17 protein-coding genes and 2 riboswitches are annotated in these 17,243 nt (G+C 44.2%); of the genes, 1 reads left to right on the top strand and 16 read right to left on the bottom strand.

The annotated features are described in order from the left end of the window. Positions 1-21: 21 nt before the first annotated feature. The 14 genes from ABHN01_RS22680 to ABHN01_RS22615 all read right to left on the bottom strand — a co-directional run bounded on the left by ABHN01_RS22680 (position 22) and on the right by ABHN01_RS22615 (position 14,093). Complete coding sequence (locus ABHN01_RS22680) at positions 22-1,242, bottom strand: ABC transporter permease (RefSeq protein WP_429877415.1); 1,221 nt, start codon at positions 1,240-1,242, stop codon at positions 22-24. Further along, positions 1,243-2,127, bottom strand: coding sequence for an ABC transporter ATP-binding protein (locus ABHN01_RS22675; protein WP_429877414.1), 885 nt, complete (start codon positions 2,125-2,127; stop codon positions 1,243-1,245). Between the two features lie 176 nt (positions 2,128-2,303). Continuing rightward, the gene (locus ABHN01_RS22670; RefSeq protein WP_429877413.1) at positions 2,304-2,792 is read right to left on the bottom strand and encodes a GNAT family N-acetyltransferase; all 489 of its coding nucleotides are present in this window, start codon (positions 2,790-2,792) and stop codon (positions 2,304-2,306) included. Between the two features lie 137 nt (positions 2,793-2,929). Then, the gene (gene aceA, locus ABHN01_RS22665) at positions 2,930-4,213 is read right to left on the bottom strand and encodes an isocitrate lyase (protein ID WP_429877412.1); all 1,284 of its coding nucleotides are present in this window, start codon (positions 4,211-4,213) and stop codon (positions 2,930-2,932) included. Positions 4,214-4,226: 13 nt separating this feature from the next. After that, entirely contained in the window at positions 4,227-5,810 is a 1,584-nt protein-coding gene (gene aceB / locus ABHN01_RS22660; RefSeq protein WP_429877427.1) for a malate synthase A, read from the bottom strand. Positions 5,811-5,843: 33 nt separating this feature from the next. Further along, entirely contained in the window at positions 5,844-5,996 is a 153-nt protein-coding gene (locus tag ABHN01_RS22655) for a hypothetical protein (protein ID WP_290401672.1), read from the bottom strand. A 309-nt stretch (positions 5,997-6,305) separates the two neighbouring features. Next, the gene (locus tag ABHN01_RS22650; RefSeq protein WP_429877411.1) at positions 6,306-7,130 is read right to left on the bottom strand and encodes an aldo/keto reductase; all 825 of its coding nucleotides are present in this window, start codon (positions 7,128-7,130) and stop codon (positions 6,306-6,308) included. A 229-nt stretch (positions 7,131-7,359) separates the two neighbouring features. After that, a complete protein-coding gene (locus ABHN01_RS22645) occupies positions 7,360-8,580 on the bottom strand; it encodes a M20 family metallopeptidase (RefSeq protein WP_429877410.1) in 1,221 nt (406 codons plus the stop codon). Between the two features lie 20 nt (positions 8,581-8,600). Further along, entirely contained in the window at positions 8,601-9,431 is an 831-nt protein-coding gene (locus ABHN01_RS22640; protein WP_290401675.1) for a MetQ/NlpA family ABC transporter substrate-binding protein, read from the bottom strand. 28 nt (positions 9,432-9,459) lie between these two features. After that, positions 9,460-10,122: a methionine ABC transporter permease gene (locus ABHN01_RS22635; RefSeq protein WP_429877409.1), complete on the bottom strand. Its 663-nt coding sequence runs from the start codon at positions 10,120-10,122 to the stop codon at positions 9,460-9,462. Then, positions 10,112-11,143: a methionine ABC transporter ATP-binding protein gene (locus ABHN01_RS22630; protein ID WP_429877408.1), complete on the bottom strand. Its 1,032-nt coding sequence runs from the start codon at positions 11,141-11,143 to the stop codon at positions 10,112-10,114. The genes ABHN01_RS22635 and ABHN01_RS22630 overlap by 11 nt, the downstream gene beginning before the upstream one ends. A gap of 100 nt (positions 11,144-11,243) precedes the next feature. After that, positions 11,244-11,356: riboswitch (SAM riboswitch) on the bottom strand. Positions 11,357-11,436: 80 nt separating this feature from the next. Further along, positions 11,437-11,552: riboswitch (SAM riboswitch) on the bottom strand. A 43-nt stretch (positions 11,553-11,595) separates the two neighbouring features. Further along, entirely contained in the window at positions 11,596-12,225 is a 630-nt protein-coding gene (locus tag ABHN01_RS22625) for a phosphatase PAP2 family protein (RefSeq protein WP_429877407.1), read from the bottom strand. A 91-nt stretch (positions 12,226-12,316) separates the two neighbouring features. Next, positions 12,317-12,760, bottom strand: a complete 444-nt coding sequence (locus tag ABHN01_RS22620; protein ID WP_290401679.1) for a general stress protein — start codon at positions 12,758-12,760, stop codon at positions 12,317-12,319. A 133-nt stretch (positions 12,761-12,893) separates the two neighbouring features. Continuing rightward, entirely contained in the window at positions 12,894-14,093 is a 1,200-nt protein-coding gene (locus ABHN01_RS22615) for an ATP-grasp domain-containing protein (RefSeq protein WP_429877406.1), read from the bottom strand. 170 nt (positions 14,094-14,263) lie between these two features. Here ABHN01_RS22615 and ABHN01_RS22610 point away from each other — a divergent pair, with 170 nt between their 5' ends. After that, on the top strand, positions 14,264-14,917 hold the full coding sequence (locus tag ABHN01_RS22610) for a phosphatase PAP2 family protein (RefSeq protein WP_429877405.1): 654 nt from the start codon (positions 14,264-14,266) through the stop codon (positions 14,915-14,917). 63 nt (positions 14,918-14,980) lie between these two features. Here the strand turns inward: ABHN01_RS22610 and cyoE are convergent, their stop codons facing one another. Both cyoE and ABHN01_RS22600 read right to left on the bottom strand, forming a co-directional pair. Further along, positions 14,981-15,880, bottom strand: coding sequence for a heme o synthase (cyoE, locus tag ABHN01_RS22605; protein WP_429877404.1), 900 nt, complete (start codon positions 15,878-15,880; stop codon positions 14,981-14,983). 369 nt (positions 15,881-16,249) lie between these two features. Further along, positions 16,250-16,876 carry a MarC family protein gene (locus ABHN01_RS22600; RefSeq protein WP_429877403.1) on the bottom strand — a complete coding sequence of 209 codons (627 nt, stop codon included), beginning with the start codon at positions 16,874-16,876 and terminating at the stop codon, positions 16,250-16,252. Between the last annotated feature and the right edge of the window lie 367 nt (positions 16,877-17,243).

Below are 17,243 nucleotides of genomic sequence, written 5' to 3'. Positions count from 1 at the left end.
ATTTCAAGATCCGGCTTCTCTCTATCTATTTTTAGCGACTTGAATCATATCTTTCAACTTCACTTTTCCGCCATAATGCATCACACCGTGCACATAAATTCGTCCCGCAATCCGGTTGATGATCCACAATGAAACAAGCAGAATGGCAATCGTAATACTGATTTCCATCGCTCCCGCTTCTCCCGCTACGATTCGTGAAAATGTAACGATCGGTGAGAAGAATGGAATATAAGAGCTGACGACAACAAGTGTGGTGGAAGGATCAAACAGTGAACGCATACCGATAAAGAATGCTCCCATGATCAGGATAATGATCGGAAACTGGGATGAGCCCAAGTCTTCTGTCCTGCTTACCATTGACCCGACAGCTGCATACAGCATAGCGTATAATAAATAGCCCAAAACAAAATAAGCAATGAAAGCTGCGATGACACCAGGTGATAGATTTGAAAGATCGATGGCCGCACCGAAGATGGACAATTGATTGGCATCAAACCAGCCTGCCAAGTACGCGATACCTCCCGCTAGCACGATGAAGGCGATCTGTACGATGGCGCCTGTCAGGATCGCCGCAATCTTGGCATACATCATCATGATCGGCTTTACTTTAGGAATCATGATTTCCATAACGCGGGAAGACTTTTCCGCAGCCACCGCCGTTGCAATCATTTGGCCGAATGCAATAATAAATATATACATAAAGAATACAAACACATACACGATGCCAAATGTGTTGCTGGTATCCTTTAACACTTCATCCTTCACTTGAACTGTTGCCAGCAAAGACGCAGCGATTTCCGCATCGATTTTATTTTTTGCGATCGTATTAGAGATATAAGCTTGCTGCAAAGCCTGAGAGACGACTGGTACCGCTTCATTATTTGGGAAGTTTTTATAAATATAAGTCAGAGCCGGAACACCTTTTTGCTCTTTAACAAGTAAAACTCCGTCAAGATCTCCTTGCTCTACCTTCTTTCTTAAACTTTTTTCCTCGCTTTCGCCGGCTTCATTCAGCTTTGTTTCCTCAAGCGTTTTATTTATTGCTTTAACATCGATCCCTGTGCCTGTTTGATTGATCAGCGAGATCTTATCCTTATTCCCGATGTCAGAGCTGTTTGCCCAGTTCGAATACCCTAGAAAAGCCAGAATAGCCACAAAGATGATGGCTGTTGATATTTTAAAAGCTTTGGAAGTCAAATTTTCTTTCAAGTGAAATTTAAAAACGGTCGAGAACTTTTTCATCTATCTCACCTTTTCCAGGAAGATTTCATTCAGCGTAGGTTCGAGCATCTTAAAATATCTTAGTGGAAGGTTCGCCTGATGAAGCCGGTTAAACAGTTGAAAGGCTTCAGAGTCATCCTTTACTTTTACGAGCAAATCATTCATTTTCTTCTCGTAGGACACCTTCCATTCCTTCAGCTTCTCTTCCATACCTTTGTGGTTGAAGAGCGTTAGATTGCGGTATCCGTAGTTCTGTTTAATTTCACTGAGCCTGCCCTGTATAACGGCTTGCCCATCCTTCATCAGACAGACATTCTCGCAAAATGTCTCAATCTGTTCCATCCGATGTGAGGAAAGGATGACCGTTTTTTTCTTTTTGACCTGTTCTTCAATAATCGCAGAGAGCATGTTCGCATTCACGGGGTCAAGTCCGCTGAACGGCTCATCCAATATCAAAAGCTCGGGATCATGTATCAATGTGGCGATCAGCTGTATTTTTTGCTGGTTCCCTTTGGAGAGGTCAGAAGCCTTCTTATCCTTATGCTCCGGAATTTGCAGCTTCTCAAGCCAATGATCAATCGCTTTATTGGCGCTTTGTCTGTCCATGCCCTCAAGCTCTGCAAAATACCGAAGCTGATCAGATACTTTGCTTTTTTGGTAAAGTCCTCTTTCTTCAGGCAAATAACCGATTGAAACCCGGTTTCGATCAAGCTTGTTTCCCTGCCACCTGATCTCCCCTTGGTCGGGTACGAGCAGACTCAGAATCATTTTTATGGTCGTCGTCTTACCTGCACCGTTCCGTCCTAATAATCCGAGAACCTCCCCTGTCGGCAAGGTGAGTGTAAGATTGGACACGGCCTTTGTATGACCAAAAGATTTATGTAGATATTGCAACTCCAATGCCAAGCTAAAACCCTCCTTATGTAAGAACAAAAAGTTACTATTCTAGCATATTCATAAAATACCTTTTACATTCTCTCACAGAAAAATGGAAATATCAAACAGATAAAAAGATCAATAAAAAAGCCGATTCTATAGAACCGGCTTCTCAAACATGATAAAAACTATACTTTTCGGTGGAATTATGGACTGGCTAATGGCAGCTGCAGGATATACTGAATACCTATAGTGCCGGCTCTCCTTTGTCCCTTATCTTGAAAGCCGGCCTTAAAATAAAGCTGCTGTGCAGCAAAGTTCTTTTCGTTTACAGCGAGCACGAGCTCATTGCAGAATGGAAAGTGGACAGATGCAAAGCCTGGGAGTGCCAGCATGGCACGTGTAGCCACACGTTTCCCTTGATAAGCAGGATGAACAGAAAGTGCCCGGATAAAAAGGGCGTTCGGGTTTTCAGTAAAAGGAGAAATGCCGGGTCCATGGTGGAGCACAAAAAAACCGGCGGGTTTCCCCTGATACATAATGACCACTGGATGCCGGCTCTCGTCTTCATCGCAAGCTTGCAACGCTGTCAGCGGAAGGGCAGTAAATTGCAGCTGCTTTTTAGGAAGTTCAAATGTACTGAGCGCTGTTGAATGTTCTGGCGAATAGAAGGACAGGCTGACTTCTGCGAACATTGCTATCCCACCTTTTTTCCTTCATTATTGTCTAAATCCAATGGTCTGTCTATATACAATTGGAAATAACTAGCCCCCTTTGATGCTGATCAAAAATAAAAAAGGAAGCAGCCTCATTCGAGGCTGCTTCACTTTATTTATTTTGCGATTGTAAACTGTTCTTCCTCTGTAGATCCTTTTAGTGCTGTTGTTGAGGCCAATCCTCCAGAAACGGCCTGAGCCACTTCATCAAAGTAGCCGGTACCCACTTCACGCTGATGGCGAGTTGCCGTGTAGCCATGTTTCTCATTTGCAAACTCTCTCTGCTGAAGCTCTGAATAGGCGGCCATCCCTCGCGTTTTATATTCTTTTGCGAGTTCGAACATGCTGTGGTTAAGAGTATGGAAGCCTGCAAGCGTAACAAACTGGAACTTATAACCCATCGATGCAATCTGCTGCTGGAAGGTTGCAATCGTCTGGTCATCCAGCTTCCTTTTCCAGTTAAAGGATGGCGAGCAGTTATAGGCCAGCATTTTACCAGGAAAACGCTCGTGGATGGCAGCGGCGAACTTCTGAGCTTCTTCCAGGTTCGGTTCTGATGTCTCGCACCAGATGAGGTCTGCATAAGGCGCATAAGCGAGCCCTCTGGCAATGGCCTGATCGATTCCTGCATTTGTTCTGTAAAACCCTTCTGCCGTTCTGTCGCCAGTTAAAAATGGATGATCATAGGAATCAACATCACTCGTGATCAGATTAGCGGCATTGGCATCCGTTCTTGCGATTAACACCGTGTCCACGCCCATTACATCTGCGGCAAGCCTTGCAGAGATCAGATGGCGAACCGCCTGCTGCGTGGGCAAGAGCACTTTGCCCCCAAGATGCCCGCATTTCTTTTCGGAAGAAAGCTGGTCTTCAAAATGCACGCCTGCCGCTCCTGCTTCAATCATCGCTTTCATCATCTCAAAAACGTTAAGCGCTCCGCCAAATCCTGCCTCAGCGTCGGCAACAATCGGAACAAACCAATCGATGTCCGTTTTTCCTTCGGAGAACTCGATTTGATCGGCCCGCTGCAGCGCCTGGTTAATCTTTTTCACCACATTAGGTACACTGTTTGCCGGATATAGGCTTTGGTCAGGATACATATGACCGGAAAGGTTGGCATCCGCCGCAACCTGCCAACCGCTTAAGTAGATGGCCTTCAGCCCTGCCTTCACTTGCTGAACCGCCTGATTTCCTGTCAATGCTCCAAGCGCATGCACGTAATCTTCTTCATGGAGAGATTTCCATAGCCGGGCGGCTCCTCTTTTAGCAAGGGTATGTTCGATTTGAATGGATCCTCTAAGTTTAGCAACCTCTTCTGCCGTATAGGTCCTCTCGATTCCTTCCCAACGTTTTTCTTTCCAATTCTCTTGAATTTGTACTGCTGCCTCTTTTTGATTCATCTCATTCCACTCCTTATTTAATATAGGTATAGCCTGGCAATGTTAAAAATTCAATGAACTCATCTTGCTTTACTAGCTGCTCAAAGAGAGTGATTGCTTCTTTGAACCGGCCAGATTCCCATTGCTTCTCATCCAATGCTGATTTGATTTTCTGGGTTTCTTCTTCAGTCACTTGCGCCACAAGCTCCAAAGTAATCTGCCGTCCATCTTCCAGTACACCCTGCGTATGACGGATCCATTGCCAAACCTGAGCTCTCGAGATTTCAGCTGTGGCTGCATCCTCCATCAAATGGTTCAGAGGCACTGCTCCTCGCCCAGTCAGCCAGGCTGCGATGTATTGAATTCCTACCGATATGTTGGTCCTTAAACCATCTTCAGTAATCGGTCCGATCGTCGGCTGCAGAAGATCCTCCGCCATTATATTGACGTCATCCCTCTGTTTGTCTAACTGGTTCGGAGCTGGCATAATGCGGTCAAAAACTTCGAGAACGACCGGCACCAAACCTGGATGAGCTACCCAACTGCCGTCATGTCCGTCTTCTGCTTCTCTTTCTTTGTCTGTTTTTACTTTTTGCAATGCTTCTTCGTTGGCCTCGGGATTATTCTTGATCGGAATCTGAGCCGCCATTCCCCCGATCGCATGAGCGCCTCTCTTATGGCAGATCTTAATGACATGCTGTGTATACGCTCTCATGAACGGCACCGTCATCGTAACCTGTGCACGGTCGGGCAGCAGATAGGATGAGTGGTTTTTCAATTTTTTGATGTAGCTGAAAATATAATCCCAGCGCCCGCAATTTAATCCGGCACTGTGTTCTCTCAGTTCATAAAGGATTTCTTCCGCTTCAAAGGTCGCCAGGATAGTCTCAATCAATACGGTTGCTTTGATCGTTCCTTGAGGAATTCCGAGCTCTTCCTGTGCATACACAAACACTTCGTTCCAAAGCCTGGCTTCCAAATGGCCTTCAAGTTTCGGAAGATAAAAATAAGGGCCGGAACCTTTTTCGATCAATGTTTTAGCGTTATGAAAAAAATAAAGTCCAAAATCTACTAAACTGCCAGACATGGGTTCACCCTTATACGACAAGTGCTTCTCTTCCAGGTGCCAACCCCTCGGCCGTACAACAAGTGCCGCTGTTTTCTCATTTAAGCGATATTCTTTTCCTTCCGGTGAGGTATATTCAAGTTCTCCCCGAATCGCATCCCGCAAATAAACCTGCCCAAGAAGGCTGTTCTCCCACGTGGGAGAGTTCGCATCCTCGAAATCTGCCATAAATACTTTGGCTCCTGAGTTTAAAGCATTGATGACCATTTTTGCATCCCCTGCCGGTCCTGTTATCTCCACTCTTCTGTCCTGAAGATCGGCCGGGACTTGTGCTACAGACCAGCTGCCCTCCCGAATTTTTTTCGTTTCAGACAAAAAGCCGGGAAGCTCCCCTTGATCTATTTTTTTCTGTCTGTTTACTCTGTTTTGCAAGAGTTGCAATCTTGCATTATGAAATCGATCATGCAGCTTCTCGAGAAAAGCGATGGCATTTGACGACAGTATCTCATGATCCACATCCCCCTGTACTGTAACAGATTGTTCTTTAGATATAGCTACTGAATTATCCACGTGTTAACCTCCTGTTCAGTCAATGATTCCGTTTCCATTACAGCGCCTGCAGCATACACACCCCTCACCCATGCAATCCGGGCAGTTACCGTTTTGATGCTTTCCAGACCCGTTGCATTCCAAGCAGATTTCCTCGCCATTCCCTTGGCAGCTCGCACAGTTCATCATGATTTTCCTCCTTTTCATGTATTTCTTCCCTGTTATAAAACAGATATTCATCTTGTAAAATAATATATAACAGTATGGATAAAATGTGCAACACTTTTTTTATGTAAAATCAAAAATAGGCCCTCTGTTCTATAACAGAGGGCCTTCCTAAGGACTATCCTACCTAACAACTTCAAGTATTTAGTTATTACACTCTTAAGCTAGGATTGAGAATGGTTGCTCGAAAAGAAGCCCTCAGGTCTATCGCTTTGCTTACATCGAGGGGAAAAGCTGCTCTTTTTTGAGCCAGCTGAATTGTACAAGCTTTTCTTAAAACTCGTCCGGATCTGGACCGTTTCGAAGATCTTTATTCAATGAATCGATCTGCTGCATATCTTCGATGCTCAATTCAAAATCAAAGATATCGGCGTTTTCCTTAATACGGTTTTCATTCACTGATTTAGGAATTGTAATTACTCCATTCTGAAGATCCCAGCGAAGAATCACCTGTGCCACTGTTTTATTATGCTTATCTGCCAGCGCTGTCAGGATCGGCTCATCAAAGATCTCACCCTTTAACAAGGGTCTCCAGGCTTCAACTTGAATGCCCTGGTCCTTGCAGAAAGCCAACAGATCTTTTTGTGTAAGGCGGGGATGGAACTCCACCTGATTGACCATCGGTTTAATCTCACAATCCTTCATGAGGTCCTCCAGATGGTGAATTTTAAAATTACAAACACCAATCGCTTTTGCCTTAGCCTCTTTGTAAAGAGTTTCTAGTGCTTTCCACGTCTCTTTATACTTGCCGGACACCGGCCAATGAACCAGGAACAGGTCTACGTAATCCAAATCAAGCTTTTTCAGGCTTTCTTCAAACGAGCGGAGTGTCTGCTCATAGCCCTGTTCCGTGTTCCAGACCTTGGTTGCAATAAACAGGTCTTCACGCGGAACATCCACCTGTTTGACAGCCTGTCCTACGCCCTCTTCATTTTTATAAAACGATGCTGTATCAATGCTTCTGTAGCCGGCAGCGACCGCATGTTTTATGGCGTCGATCACCTCTTGGCCTTCTTCTGCTTTATATACGCCCAGACCCAGCCACGGCATCCTTACGCCGTTATGCAATACAGCCGTATCAGAAATGCTTTTTACCATATGTACCGCCTCCTTGTTTGTATGGTACCATTCGGCAGCCTAAAAAGAAAAATGATTGCTAGAAAAAAAGCCCTCCAGCAGATGGAGAGCTCTGTGAAAACTGTTGCGAAGAAGTCTCAATAGTGAGTTTGGTACATTTAATTGGAGTTTGGTTCAATTATTTTCTTTTTGGTTCAATTATTCATTGTTCGGTCAATTATCCTCAATTCACGCAAAACAACAACGTCAGCTAGACCGACGCTAGCTCCTTCGCTTTATTTTCCGCGAATTCCTTCTTGATCCCGGCGAGCACTTCACCATTTGAGAGAAGCTGAAAACCCGTTAAGGCAAGGGCTTTTGCACCGAGGATAAGCGCCTGATCTCCTTGTTCTGACTTTGCGGCCTCCCTGAACTCTTCGGTATGCCCGACTATATGATCTGGGCCGATTTGAAGGTAAGGATGGATGGTCGGTACCACCTGGCTGATGTTTCCTGCATCAGTCGATCCTAAACCGCTGCGGTGCGAAATGTCGACTTGTGCACCAAGACTCTCCAGCTGTTCTTGAAACACTTTATCGAACGATCGGTTCAATAAAAGGTTATCCACCTGGTTTTGAAACGCAATAACATTAAGCTTTGCTCCTGTTGCAAGGGCAGTACCTTCCGCTATGGCTTTTACTTTTTTCGTTACTTCATCAAGCCTCGCCCTCGTAGCAGCGCGAATGTAAAAACGGGCTTTTGCATATTCAGGAACGATATTAGGAGCGTCTCCCCCGTGTGTTATGATTCCATGAATTTTGACATCATCCGGTACATGTTGGCGTAGTGCGTTAATTCCTACAAATAATTGAATGACTGCGTCAAGGGCATTGATTCCTTTTTCCGGTGCTGCAGCCGCATGAGCGGGCTTTCCGATGTATTCAAAATCCAGCGGATCAACCGCAAGTGAAGTTCCAGTGATGCGGTTAGCGTTGCCCGGGTGAAACATCAATGCCGCATCAACGCCTTCCAGATAACCGTGTTTAACAAAGCTTCCCTTCGCACTTCCGTTCTCTCCGCCTTCTTCAGCAGGCGTTCCAAACACGGCAACTTCCCCTCCGATCTCATCGATAACGGATCCAAGAGCGATGGCCGCTGCTACACTGGATGTCCCGATAATATTGTGGCCGCATGCATGCCCAATTCCGGGAAGAGCATCATATTCTGCTAAAAATGCAACGGATGGCCCATCAAGAACGGAACGCTTGCGTGCTACAAACGCCGTTTCATGGCCTGCCACTCCCCGTTCTACCTGAAACCCCTCTTTTTGAAGCAGCGAAGCCAGCAGGCTTGATGCAAATACTTCTTCATTACCGATTTCAGGATGGTCATGGATCTCGTGAGACGTTTGAATATAAGCCACTCGGTTGACATCAATGTTCGTACGGATTTGTTCTTGAATTTCTCCAGCAGTTCTGCTGATTACCGTCATGTTCTCAGATCCTTTCTCTATTACTCTCCGATTTCACTTAGCGGCACAAACGTTGGAATGGTTGCACCTTTATAAATTTCATTTATCTTTTTGGCTGTTTCTTTTGATTGGTAGATTTTCGCTATCTTCTTCAGTGACTTTTTATTTTTATCTTCTGTTCTGGTTGCAATGATATTGATATACGGCTTTGCAGTCTTGCTTTCAAGGAAGATGGAGTCTTTCTTCGGATTCATTCCGGCATCAACAGCCACGCCATTGTTTATGATTGAAGCAGCCACATCAGGAAGCACACGCGGTGTCTGGCCGGCAACTACCGGTTTAAGCTTCAATTGTTTTTTGTTCTCCACCACTTTTTTCAGATCACCATTTCCATCAAAATTCTTTTCCAGTTTGATGAGTCCTGCACTCTGCAGCAGAAGCAGGGCACGCCCCATGTTCGTCGCTTCATTAGGTAGTGCGATCGTTGATCCAGCCGGGATATCCTTAACATCTTTGTATTTTTGGGAATAAACGCCCATCGGTGCAATGACCGTAGTTGCTATCGGTGCTAAATCCAGTTTATGTTCTTTTTTAAATGCGTTAAAATAAGAGATCGTCTGAAACGCATTGGCGTCAATATCTCCATCAGCCAATGCTTGATTCGGTCGGACATAATCGGAAAACTCTACGATTTCCAAATCGATGCCTTCTTTTTCAGCTTTTTGAGCAATATACTTCCACACGTCGCTGTCAGAGCCGCTGATGCCTATCTTTACTTTTTCAAGCCCTTTTTCATCTCCGCCGCTGCACCCGCTCAAGAATGCCGACATTAAAACCCCGATGACTAAAATGATCAGTGAATATTTTTTCATAAGATTTCCCTACTCCCTTTTTCTCTTTTTATCTTCTTCTAATTTTTCTGGACAATATGTTTCCTGCGCTCTGCAGCCCTTGTACAAGGATGACGAGCAGAACGACAGTGACGATCATGACGTCTGTATCAAATCGCTGATAGCCATAGGCAATGGCCAGATCACCAAGGCCTCCGCCCCCGACAGCCCCTGCCATCGCTGAAGCACCCACCAAACCAATCGTAGCAATCGTAAACGACAGGATTAGTGAGCTGAATGCTTCCGGCAGTAGGATGCGGAAAATGGTCTGCCAAGGTGTAGCCCCCATCGCTTCTGCGGCTTCGACAATACCCGGATCGATCTCAAGCAGGCTGTTTTCCACGAGCCTTGCGATATAGGGGCCGGCATATACAATCAATGGTACAATCGCGGCGGATGTCCCGATGGAAGTACCGACGATAAATCTTGTAAACGGGATAATCGCCACCATTAAGATGATGAACGGTATCGAACGCAATACGTTTACAATCGCATTTAAAATATTAAAGACAGCCAGGTTCTCAAGAATGTGACCTTTCCTCGTAACTACGAGCACGACGCCAAGCGGAATCCCGATGGCAGCCGAGAACAAAAGGGAAAAACCGACCATTGTTAATGTGTCACCGGCTGCATTTAAAATGTCGACCCAAAATGTACTCCAATCAACTTGCATGAGATGCAACCTCCCTAACTTGTACTTCGCTTTGGTTCACGAAAAAGATCGCTCTTCTGATTTCCTGTTCGTCACCAATCAATTGGACAACAAGATTTCCGAAAGGCACGTCTTGAAGTTCTGTGACATGGCCGTACAGTACACTGACATCCACGTTGAATTTTTTAGCGATCTGCGAGAGCAGCGGCTGGCCGGTGGAAGCTCCGGTAAAGACGATCCTGAAAATCTTATGATTGCGGTCCTGCTTCTTAAGCAGGACTTTCAGGGATTCAGGAAGTTCATCCTGAAGAACCGAACTGACGAAGCGCGTTGCCGTCTCCGTTTGAGGCTTCGCAAACACATCAAAAACGCTCCCCTTCTCGATCACCTCTCCCCCTTCCATCACAGCGACGGAATCGCAAATTTCGCGAATGACATTCATCTCATGCGTAATGATGAGAATGGTAATGTTATATTCTTTATTGATTTTTTTTAAGAGCTTTAAAATACTGGCCGTCGTCTGCGGATCCAAGGCCGAAGTGGCCTCGTCACACAATAGCACTTCCGGATCCGTGGATAGCGCCCGGGCGATACCTACCCGCTGTTTTTGTCCGCCGGAGAGCTGGTCGGGATATTTATGACCGTGCTCTGTCAAACCTACAAATTCCAGCAGATCATTCACCTTCTCCTTAATGGCGGATTTCTTCACCCCGAGCAGGTAAAGCGGCGTCGCAATATTATCAAAAACCGTCTTTGCATTGAGCAGATTAAAATGTTGAAAGATCATGCCGATATTTTTCCGTTTTCTTCTCAAGTCTTTTGGAGACAATCCAGCCATGTCGTCTTCCCCGACAAAAACGTGTCCTGATGTCGGCTTCACCAGAAGATTTACACAGCGGAGCAAAGAGCTCTTTCCTGCTCCGCTATAACCTACAACTCCGTAGATCTCTCCTTTTTTCACCTCAAAGCTCACATTGTTTAGCGCTCTGACCTTATTTTTGCCACTCTCATAAAATTTGGTTACCTCTTCAAATCGAATCAATGGCTCCGTTCTCCTTCCTTCACTATCGCTTCCCTAAACAGCAAAAAGGCCTCTTCTTGAAAACAAGAAGAGGCCTAAGCATCAAAGAGTCGCTGATCTCTTCTTATCTTCCAAGCGTCATCGCTTGCCGGACTTGGCACAGTATTCCGAGTAAAACAGGAACCCGCTGCCGAGGCTTCAAAGGGCCAATCCCTCCACCTCTCTGGATAAGAAAAATATATATTTAATTACAACTAAAAAATCTCTTCCTAAAGAAAGAAGAGATGAAGTATCCATAAGGAAACGAGCTGCTCTTCTTATCTTCCAAGCCCATAAGGAACTTGCTGGAATTGGCACAGTGTTTTTCTAAATGAAAAACCCGCTGCCGAGGTATCACAGGGCCATATCCCTCCACCTCTCTGGATAAGAAACACGTTCATATTTTGTTGATGTTACTTATCTTAAACCATACTTTACTCGCATGTCAAATCTTTTTTCAGGGTTCTCTGATCAGAATAAAACACGGCTTTCATCAGAGCTAGCCAGACAGCTCCCCAAGCCACTCCCGCAAGGACATCCGTAAAATAGTGGATGCCTAAATAAACTCTGCTGAGCGAGACAAAACCGATATGAAGTGATAATAACATCATCTTTGTTTTTCTTGACAGCCTTTTCGTTAACATGACCAATACACCATACATTGCCGTAGCATTCATCGCATGTGCACTTGGAAATCCATATCTAATAAAAAACGGTTTTGTCGAGGGAGCGCGATAGTCCCATTTCTTTCTTAAAATCGAATTAACCCAGCGGCAGCCTGCCAAGTTAACAACCAAAAATAACGCTTTCCTTCGCTGTCCCTTCTGGCTGTATCGGCACGCTGACAGGAGTGTCGCTGGAATCAGCACAAAACCCGAACCAATAATGGAGTACAGCCTCAGAAAAATATCGATAACCTGTATGCCCCGCAACGAAAAAAAAGCGGAGCTGGTTTTTCGGTCCATTTTCATCCAATAAGCATTTTTACGAAGTTTAACCATTACATTCAACAGCAAGATCCCGATAAATATAATGCTAAATACAGCTCTCTCATCGTTTTTCATTTCTGCCCTCACTTCTAAATACATCTATGTACCTATCGTTTCATGAGGCACACTAATTTATTCACGGTCTTTCTGTTACTGGAACCCTCGCCTATAGTTTTACCGCTTCTTTTTCTAAAAACACCATGATACTTCCATGCTCGACTTTTTGCACATAGCGTTCAGCGGTTCGTTCAGAGAGGTCCAATGACATCAAAAGTTCTTTAAGGTCGTCCTCCGAGTCTTCACCGAACATGGATGCAAATGGACCGGCAGCAAGCAGCGGGCCTATACCTGGAACACCAAGGCCCGGTACCGCTATGGCACCGCCAATACCGCTCAGAAAACCTGCAATTGTACCGTAAGCCGCTTCATTTACATCTTCATCCAAATGTTCTTCTGTAACATTCGTTTTATCGGAAACCCGATCCATCTTTCCGTCATCTTTAGCAAGGATGGAAATATCCTTTGCGCTGTATCCTTGTTCCACAAGGGATTGTATACTGTTAATGGCTTCTCGTTCTGTTTCATAAACTCCAATCACCATTTTGCTCATATGTATTTGCCTCCTAATCAATGACTCATTTATAATTAGTATTTACCCCAACCCTGTGTCTGTAAACAGGCAGGATAGTTATGAAAAAACTCCCCTCAAAAAACGGAGGGGGAGCTGTGAATGGATTTTACCGTTAGGAAAGGCCTGCCCGCTGAAAAATTGATTCCTTTTGCTCGGCTTCTTCGCGAGAGTCTCCAAGAACAAGCCCTTGTATAAGGGTATCGGCATCTTCATATGGGCTTTCATTTCCATCATAGATGGACAGCGGAATGAAATAGCCATCTTCTATTCCTCGTTTCACACAATCGTAGAGAGGCTCTATGCCACCGATGGATTTCCAGGATACGTATTTAACGACCTTTTGCCCCAGATGCTCTTCTATGCTGTCTCTAAGAAGCAGGGCCGCAGTGGAACCGTTCACTCTGTAATTCAGATCAAAAGCAATCTTTCTTCCATCAGGCGTAACGGCAATATCAAACCCAGCAATTCCTTTATAACCCCGTTTACAGCCTTCTTCCATAATTCTTCTGCCGATCTTAACTACCTCATCACCGGGCTCTGACTCTTTATCGACCCAGTTTCCTTCATATTTTCCGTCATTCGTTATATTTTGTACCGCAGTGCCAAGATAAAGAAGACGTTCATCCGCCGTACATGCGAATTGAACGCAATAATTTTGTTCAATTTCCAAGTATTCTTCAATGACAATCCCTTCACAGGAGGCAAAGAAATCAGCTGCCTTCTTTATGTCCTCCTTGTTTCTGCAAATGAATACATCGAACCCTGCAGCATTTGCCTCATTGGTTGCGGCTTTCACAACACAAGGAAAAGGAAAGTCTGCTAATTGATCATCAAGCTCCGCAGACGTAGTTGATTTTCTTTTCGGAGCGTGCCCGGGAGGAACCAGCTCTTCTAAATTCGCTTTGTTGTTTAAGTACTGAACGAGCCCCGGATCAATCCAATAATTCTCTGATGACATTTCTTCCTCTGGGTGAATATGCTGAACTACCATCTTCTTCCGCTCGTTTTCTAAACGGCCGAAAATCCTGCGGTAATCCTCTTTCGTCGAATATTCATGAACCGGAAAACGCAGCTGGAGGCCTGCTCGTTCATAAAGCTCTGTTGCTTTTTGCGTGGTTACTGCCCTGCTGCAGATCACCGGCATGCTTCCCAATACTGCAAACTGGCTTCCCGTCAGAAGATCAAGCTTTACTGGACAATCAGGGATCCACTTATTGTGTGCGAACGATGGCCTTGGATTAAAAATGAGATCAGGACCGTAAATTTCAGAAAATGTAAAACGCGGAACAATTGCTGGTTTGCTTATCTGCATGGATTGTACCTCCTGAACATGCCTGGATTACAGGATAAATACCTTTTTTAGCTTTCCCTTAAACCAGCAGCCTTATCATTTAGCCAACGAATTTCGCCATTTAAACTTTCTGTTTCATCTGATATATACTAGGGAAATGGCAAAAGAAGTTAGCTGCCATGGAGGAAATTATGAAAAAAACGCTGCAAAATCTTTACCCGCTGCTTTCTTTAGGATTATTGCCGATCAGCTCCTTGATGTATGATTGGGTCAACCACCCGGGAAGCGAAGTGCATATCCTATCAACAGCTGTTGACAGGCATGTACCATTCTCAGCTGTTTTTATTATCCCTTACCTATTGTGGACTTTATATATTTACGGAACCTTGATTTATTTTTATTTCAAAGATAAGAAAACGTACTTCAAGACACTCTTTGTATACATTGCAGGCCTGCTGATCTGCTATACCGTTTACAACGTATTTCAGACTACCGTTCCTCGCCCTTTCGTTTCTGGTTCTTCATTTTTGGGATCTCTTGTAAACTGGGTCTACGCGATGGATGCCCCTTATAATTGTTTTCCAAGCATCCACTGCTTTTCCAGCTACCTGCTGAGTCGTGTGATTCGAAGGGCGCCGTTCTCGACAATCTGGAACAGGAGCGTGATTACTTGCTTATCCGTGATCATTATCGTTTCCACTCTTATGGTTAAACAGCATGTTGTCCTCGACGTGCTGGCTGCCATCCTATTGGCAGAAATACTGTGTTTTGTCGCCGATAGAAATTGGTCACCTTTCATAAAATCAAAGCCAATTCCCTCAACAACGAAAGAAATCAGCCATTAAAAAAACCCCAGCTGAGATGGTGCCTGGCACCTTTTCACTGGGGTTTATTTTATACTTTAGCAATCAGCTGAAAATTGGAGCAAACATCATGGTTACAAACATGAGCGTTAGATACATAATGGAGAATTTAAACATTCGGCCAGACCACGCAATTTCCGTTTCTTTTTCTTTGTATTTAAAGGACTGCATCGCACGGTAAAGGAAAACCGCTCCTAAAATACCCGCTACGATTAAATACCAGACTCCCAGTACATTAAAGAAGTACAAGAGAAGGGAAGCTGCTACAGCGAATACAGTATAGATTAAAATATGAACCTTCGTTTGCTTAAAGCCCACTTTGTTCGGCAGCATCGGAACATTTACGCTCTGGTACTCTTCCGCCCGTTTCATTGCGAGAGCGAAGAAGTGCGGCGGCTGCCATGCGAACATGAACACAAATAAAAGCAGCGCAATCAGATCAAAGTTACCAGTTACGGCTGTATAACCGATAATCGGCGGTGTAGCACCTGAAATACATCCGATTTCTGTATTAACCACTGTTACCCTTTTGGACATCGTATAAACAAAACCATAGAAAATGAAGCCGATGAACCCAATAAGTGCAGCAAGGGGGTTCACCATGAAACCTAAAATAGCCTCACCGATTACGATAAGAATAATCGACATTAAGATTGCGTTCCGTTTTGGTATTCTTCCATTGGTAATCGGCCGGTTCTTTGTCCGTTCCATGTATTTATCGATATCCGCATCGTAAACATTATTCACAATGGCCGACGAACCGATGACAAAAACCGTTCCGAAAACGGTCCAGAAGAAAAGCTCCCATAAGCTGAGGCTTGAAGAGAGGTTCCTCGCACCGATGCAAAAGCCAGCAATTGTACCTAGGAGGTTAGAAAAGATAATACCCGGCTTTGTTATTTGTATATAGTCTTTTAAAATGCTTGGAGCAGCATTTTCACCCATAAGATCACCATCTTTTCATATCTATCATATATTATGTCTCTATTTTAACAGACCTAACACTAGTTTGTGATAAATGTCACATTATGTTCTTATACTGTTCAATAATCGTTCAAATCTCGTCAGACATAAAAAAAGACAGCTGCGTGCAGCCATCCCTTGGGACATCAAATTGCAATTGTCCCCGACTCGTCCCCACTTTGTCCCCGATTGATTTTTAACTTTTTTTCTTACTCAAGATGGAGTATCTCTTAACTCACACATTATATTAAATTACCATGTGGAGGTAAGTCCTGTAAATATTTTTGCATCAAGTAATAAAAATATTTTTGTTTAACATTGGCTTTGATCGAGCCTTCTATGCTCCCTTGTTTATTTCAAGTGCAGAAATAATCCATAGGCGCCTTCTGCGATCATTTGGATCGCCATGACTGCAAGTATAAGCCCCATTAGGCGGGAAATGACATTCAAACCATTCTCTCCAAGCTTTGCAATAATAGAGGTAGAGTAATAAAAGAAGATAAAGGTGGCTGCCAGTACAAGGGTATAGCTTATAAAGACACTCCCTAGATTTTTAAGAGAATGGGAAGAAGTATGCGCCATCACACTTGCTATGGTGCCAGGGCCTGCGATGATTGGCAGCGCAAGAGGCGTTATGGATATATCGTCCTTTAATTCAGCCTCCCTTTGTTCCTGGTGATGAAGGCTTTGCGCTTTTGATGTTTTTGCATGGAGCAGGTTATAAGCGATTCCAAAGATTAATATCCCTCCCGCCACTCGAAAGGCATGGATCGTGATCCCGAAGAACGAAAAAATCAGATTCCCTAAAAGAAGAAAGACCGTAAGAATGATAAATGAAATAATAGCTGCTTTTCTTGCGGTGCGGTGTTTTTCTTTACGAGAATATCCGCTGGTAAGAGATATGAATATTGGAATATTACCGATGGGATTCATGACGGCAAAAAATGAAACCGTAAGCTTGAGGATTAAAGTCAGCAAAGCATGTACTCCTTTCTTTATCAGTCTGTCTATTTATTTCCCAATAAGCAGTAGTTCATAAGCGGAAAAATGACTGAAATCAGGGGTAAGGTCTAACCTTTCACACTTCATTAGTACCAGCAAAGTAAATCTCCATTAAGATAAAAGTCGTATAAAGGCGTATAGTGTCAAATCGTCCTTTTGGTTCATAGGCACGGCCACTCTTGTCCTTTATACTTTTATTTGAATAGTCAGAAAATTCAAAGGGGGATTAAAATGAAGCGGATTTTGTCCATTTTTGCGGTGTTGATGTTGATCAGTACAAATAACAGCGAACTTTAAAACTCCAGAGAAAGCCAGCTCCTCCAATTGATTCTACTCATGTCAA

The sequence above is a fragment of the Fictibacillus sp. NRS-1165 genome, from assembly GCF_050468105.1.
GTDB lineage: Bacteria > Bacillota > Bacilli > Bacillales > Fictibacillaceae > Fictibacillus_C > Fictibacillus_C terrinigri.
This window is presented reverse-complemented; position numbering and strand designations above follow the sequence as displayed.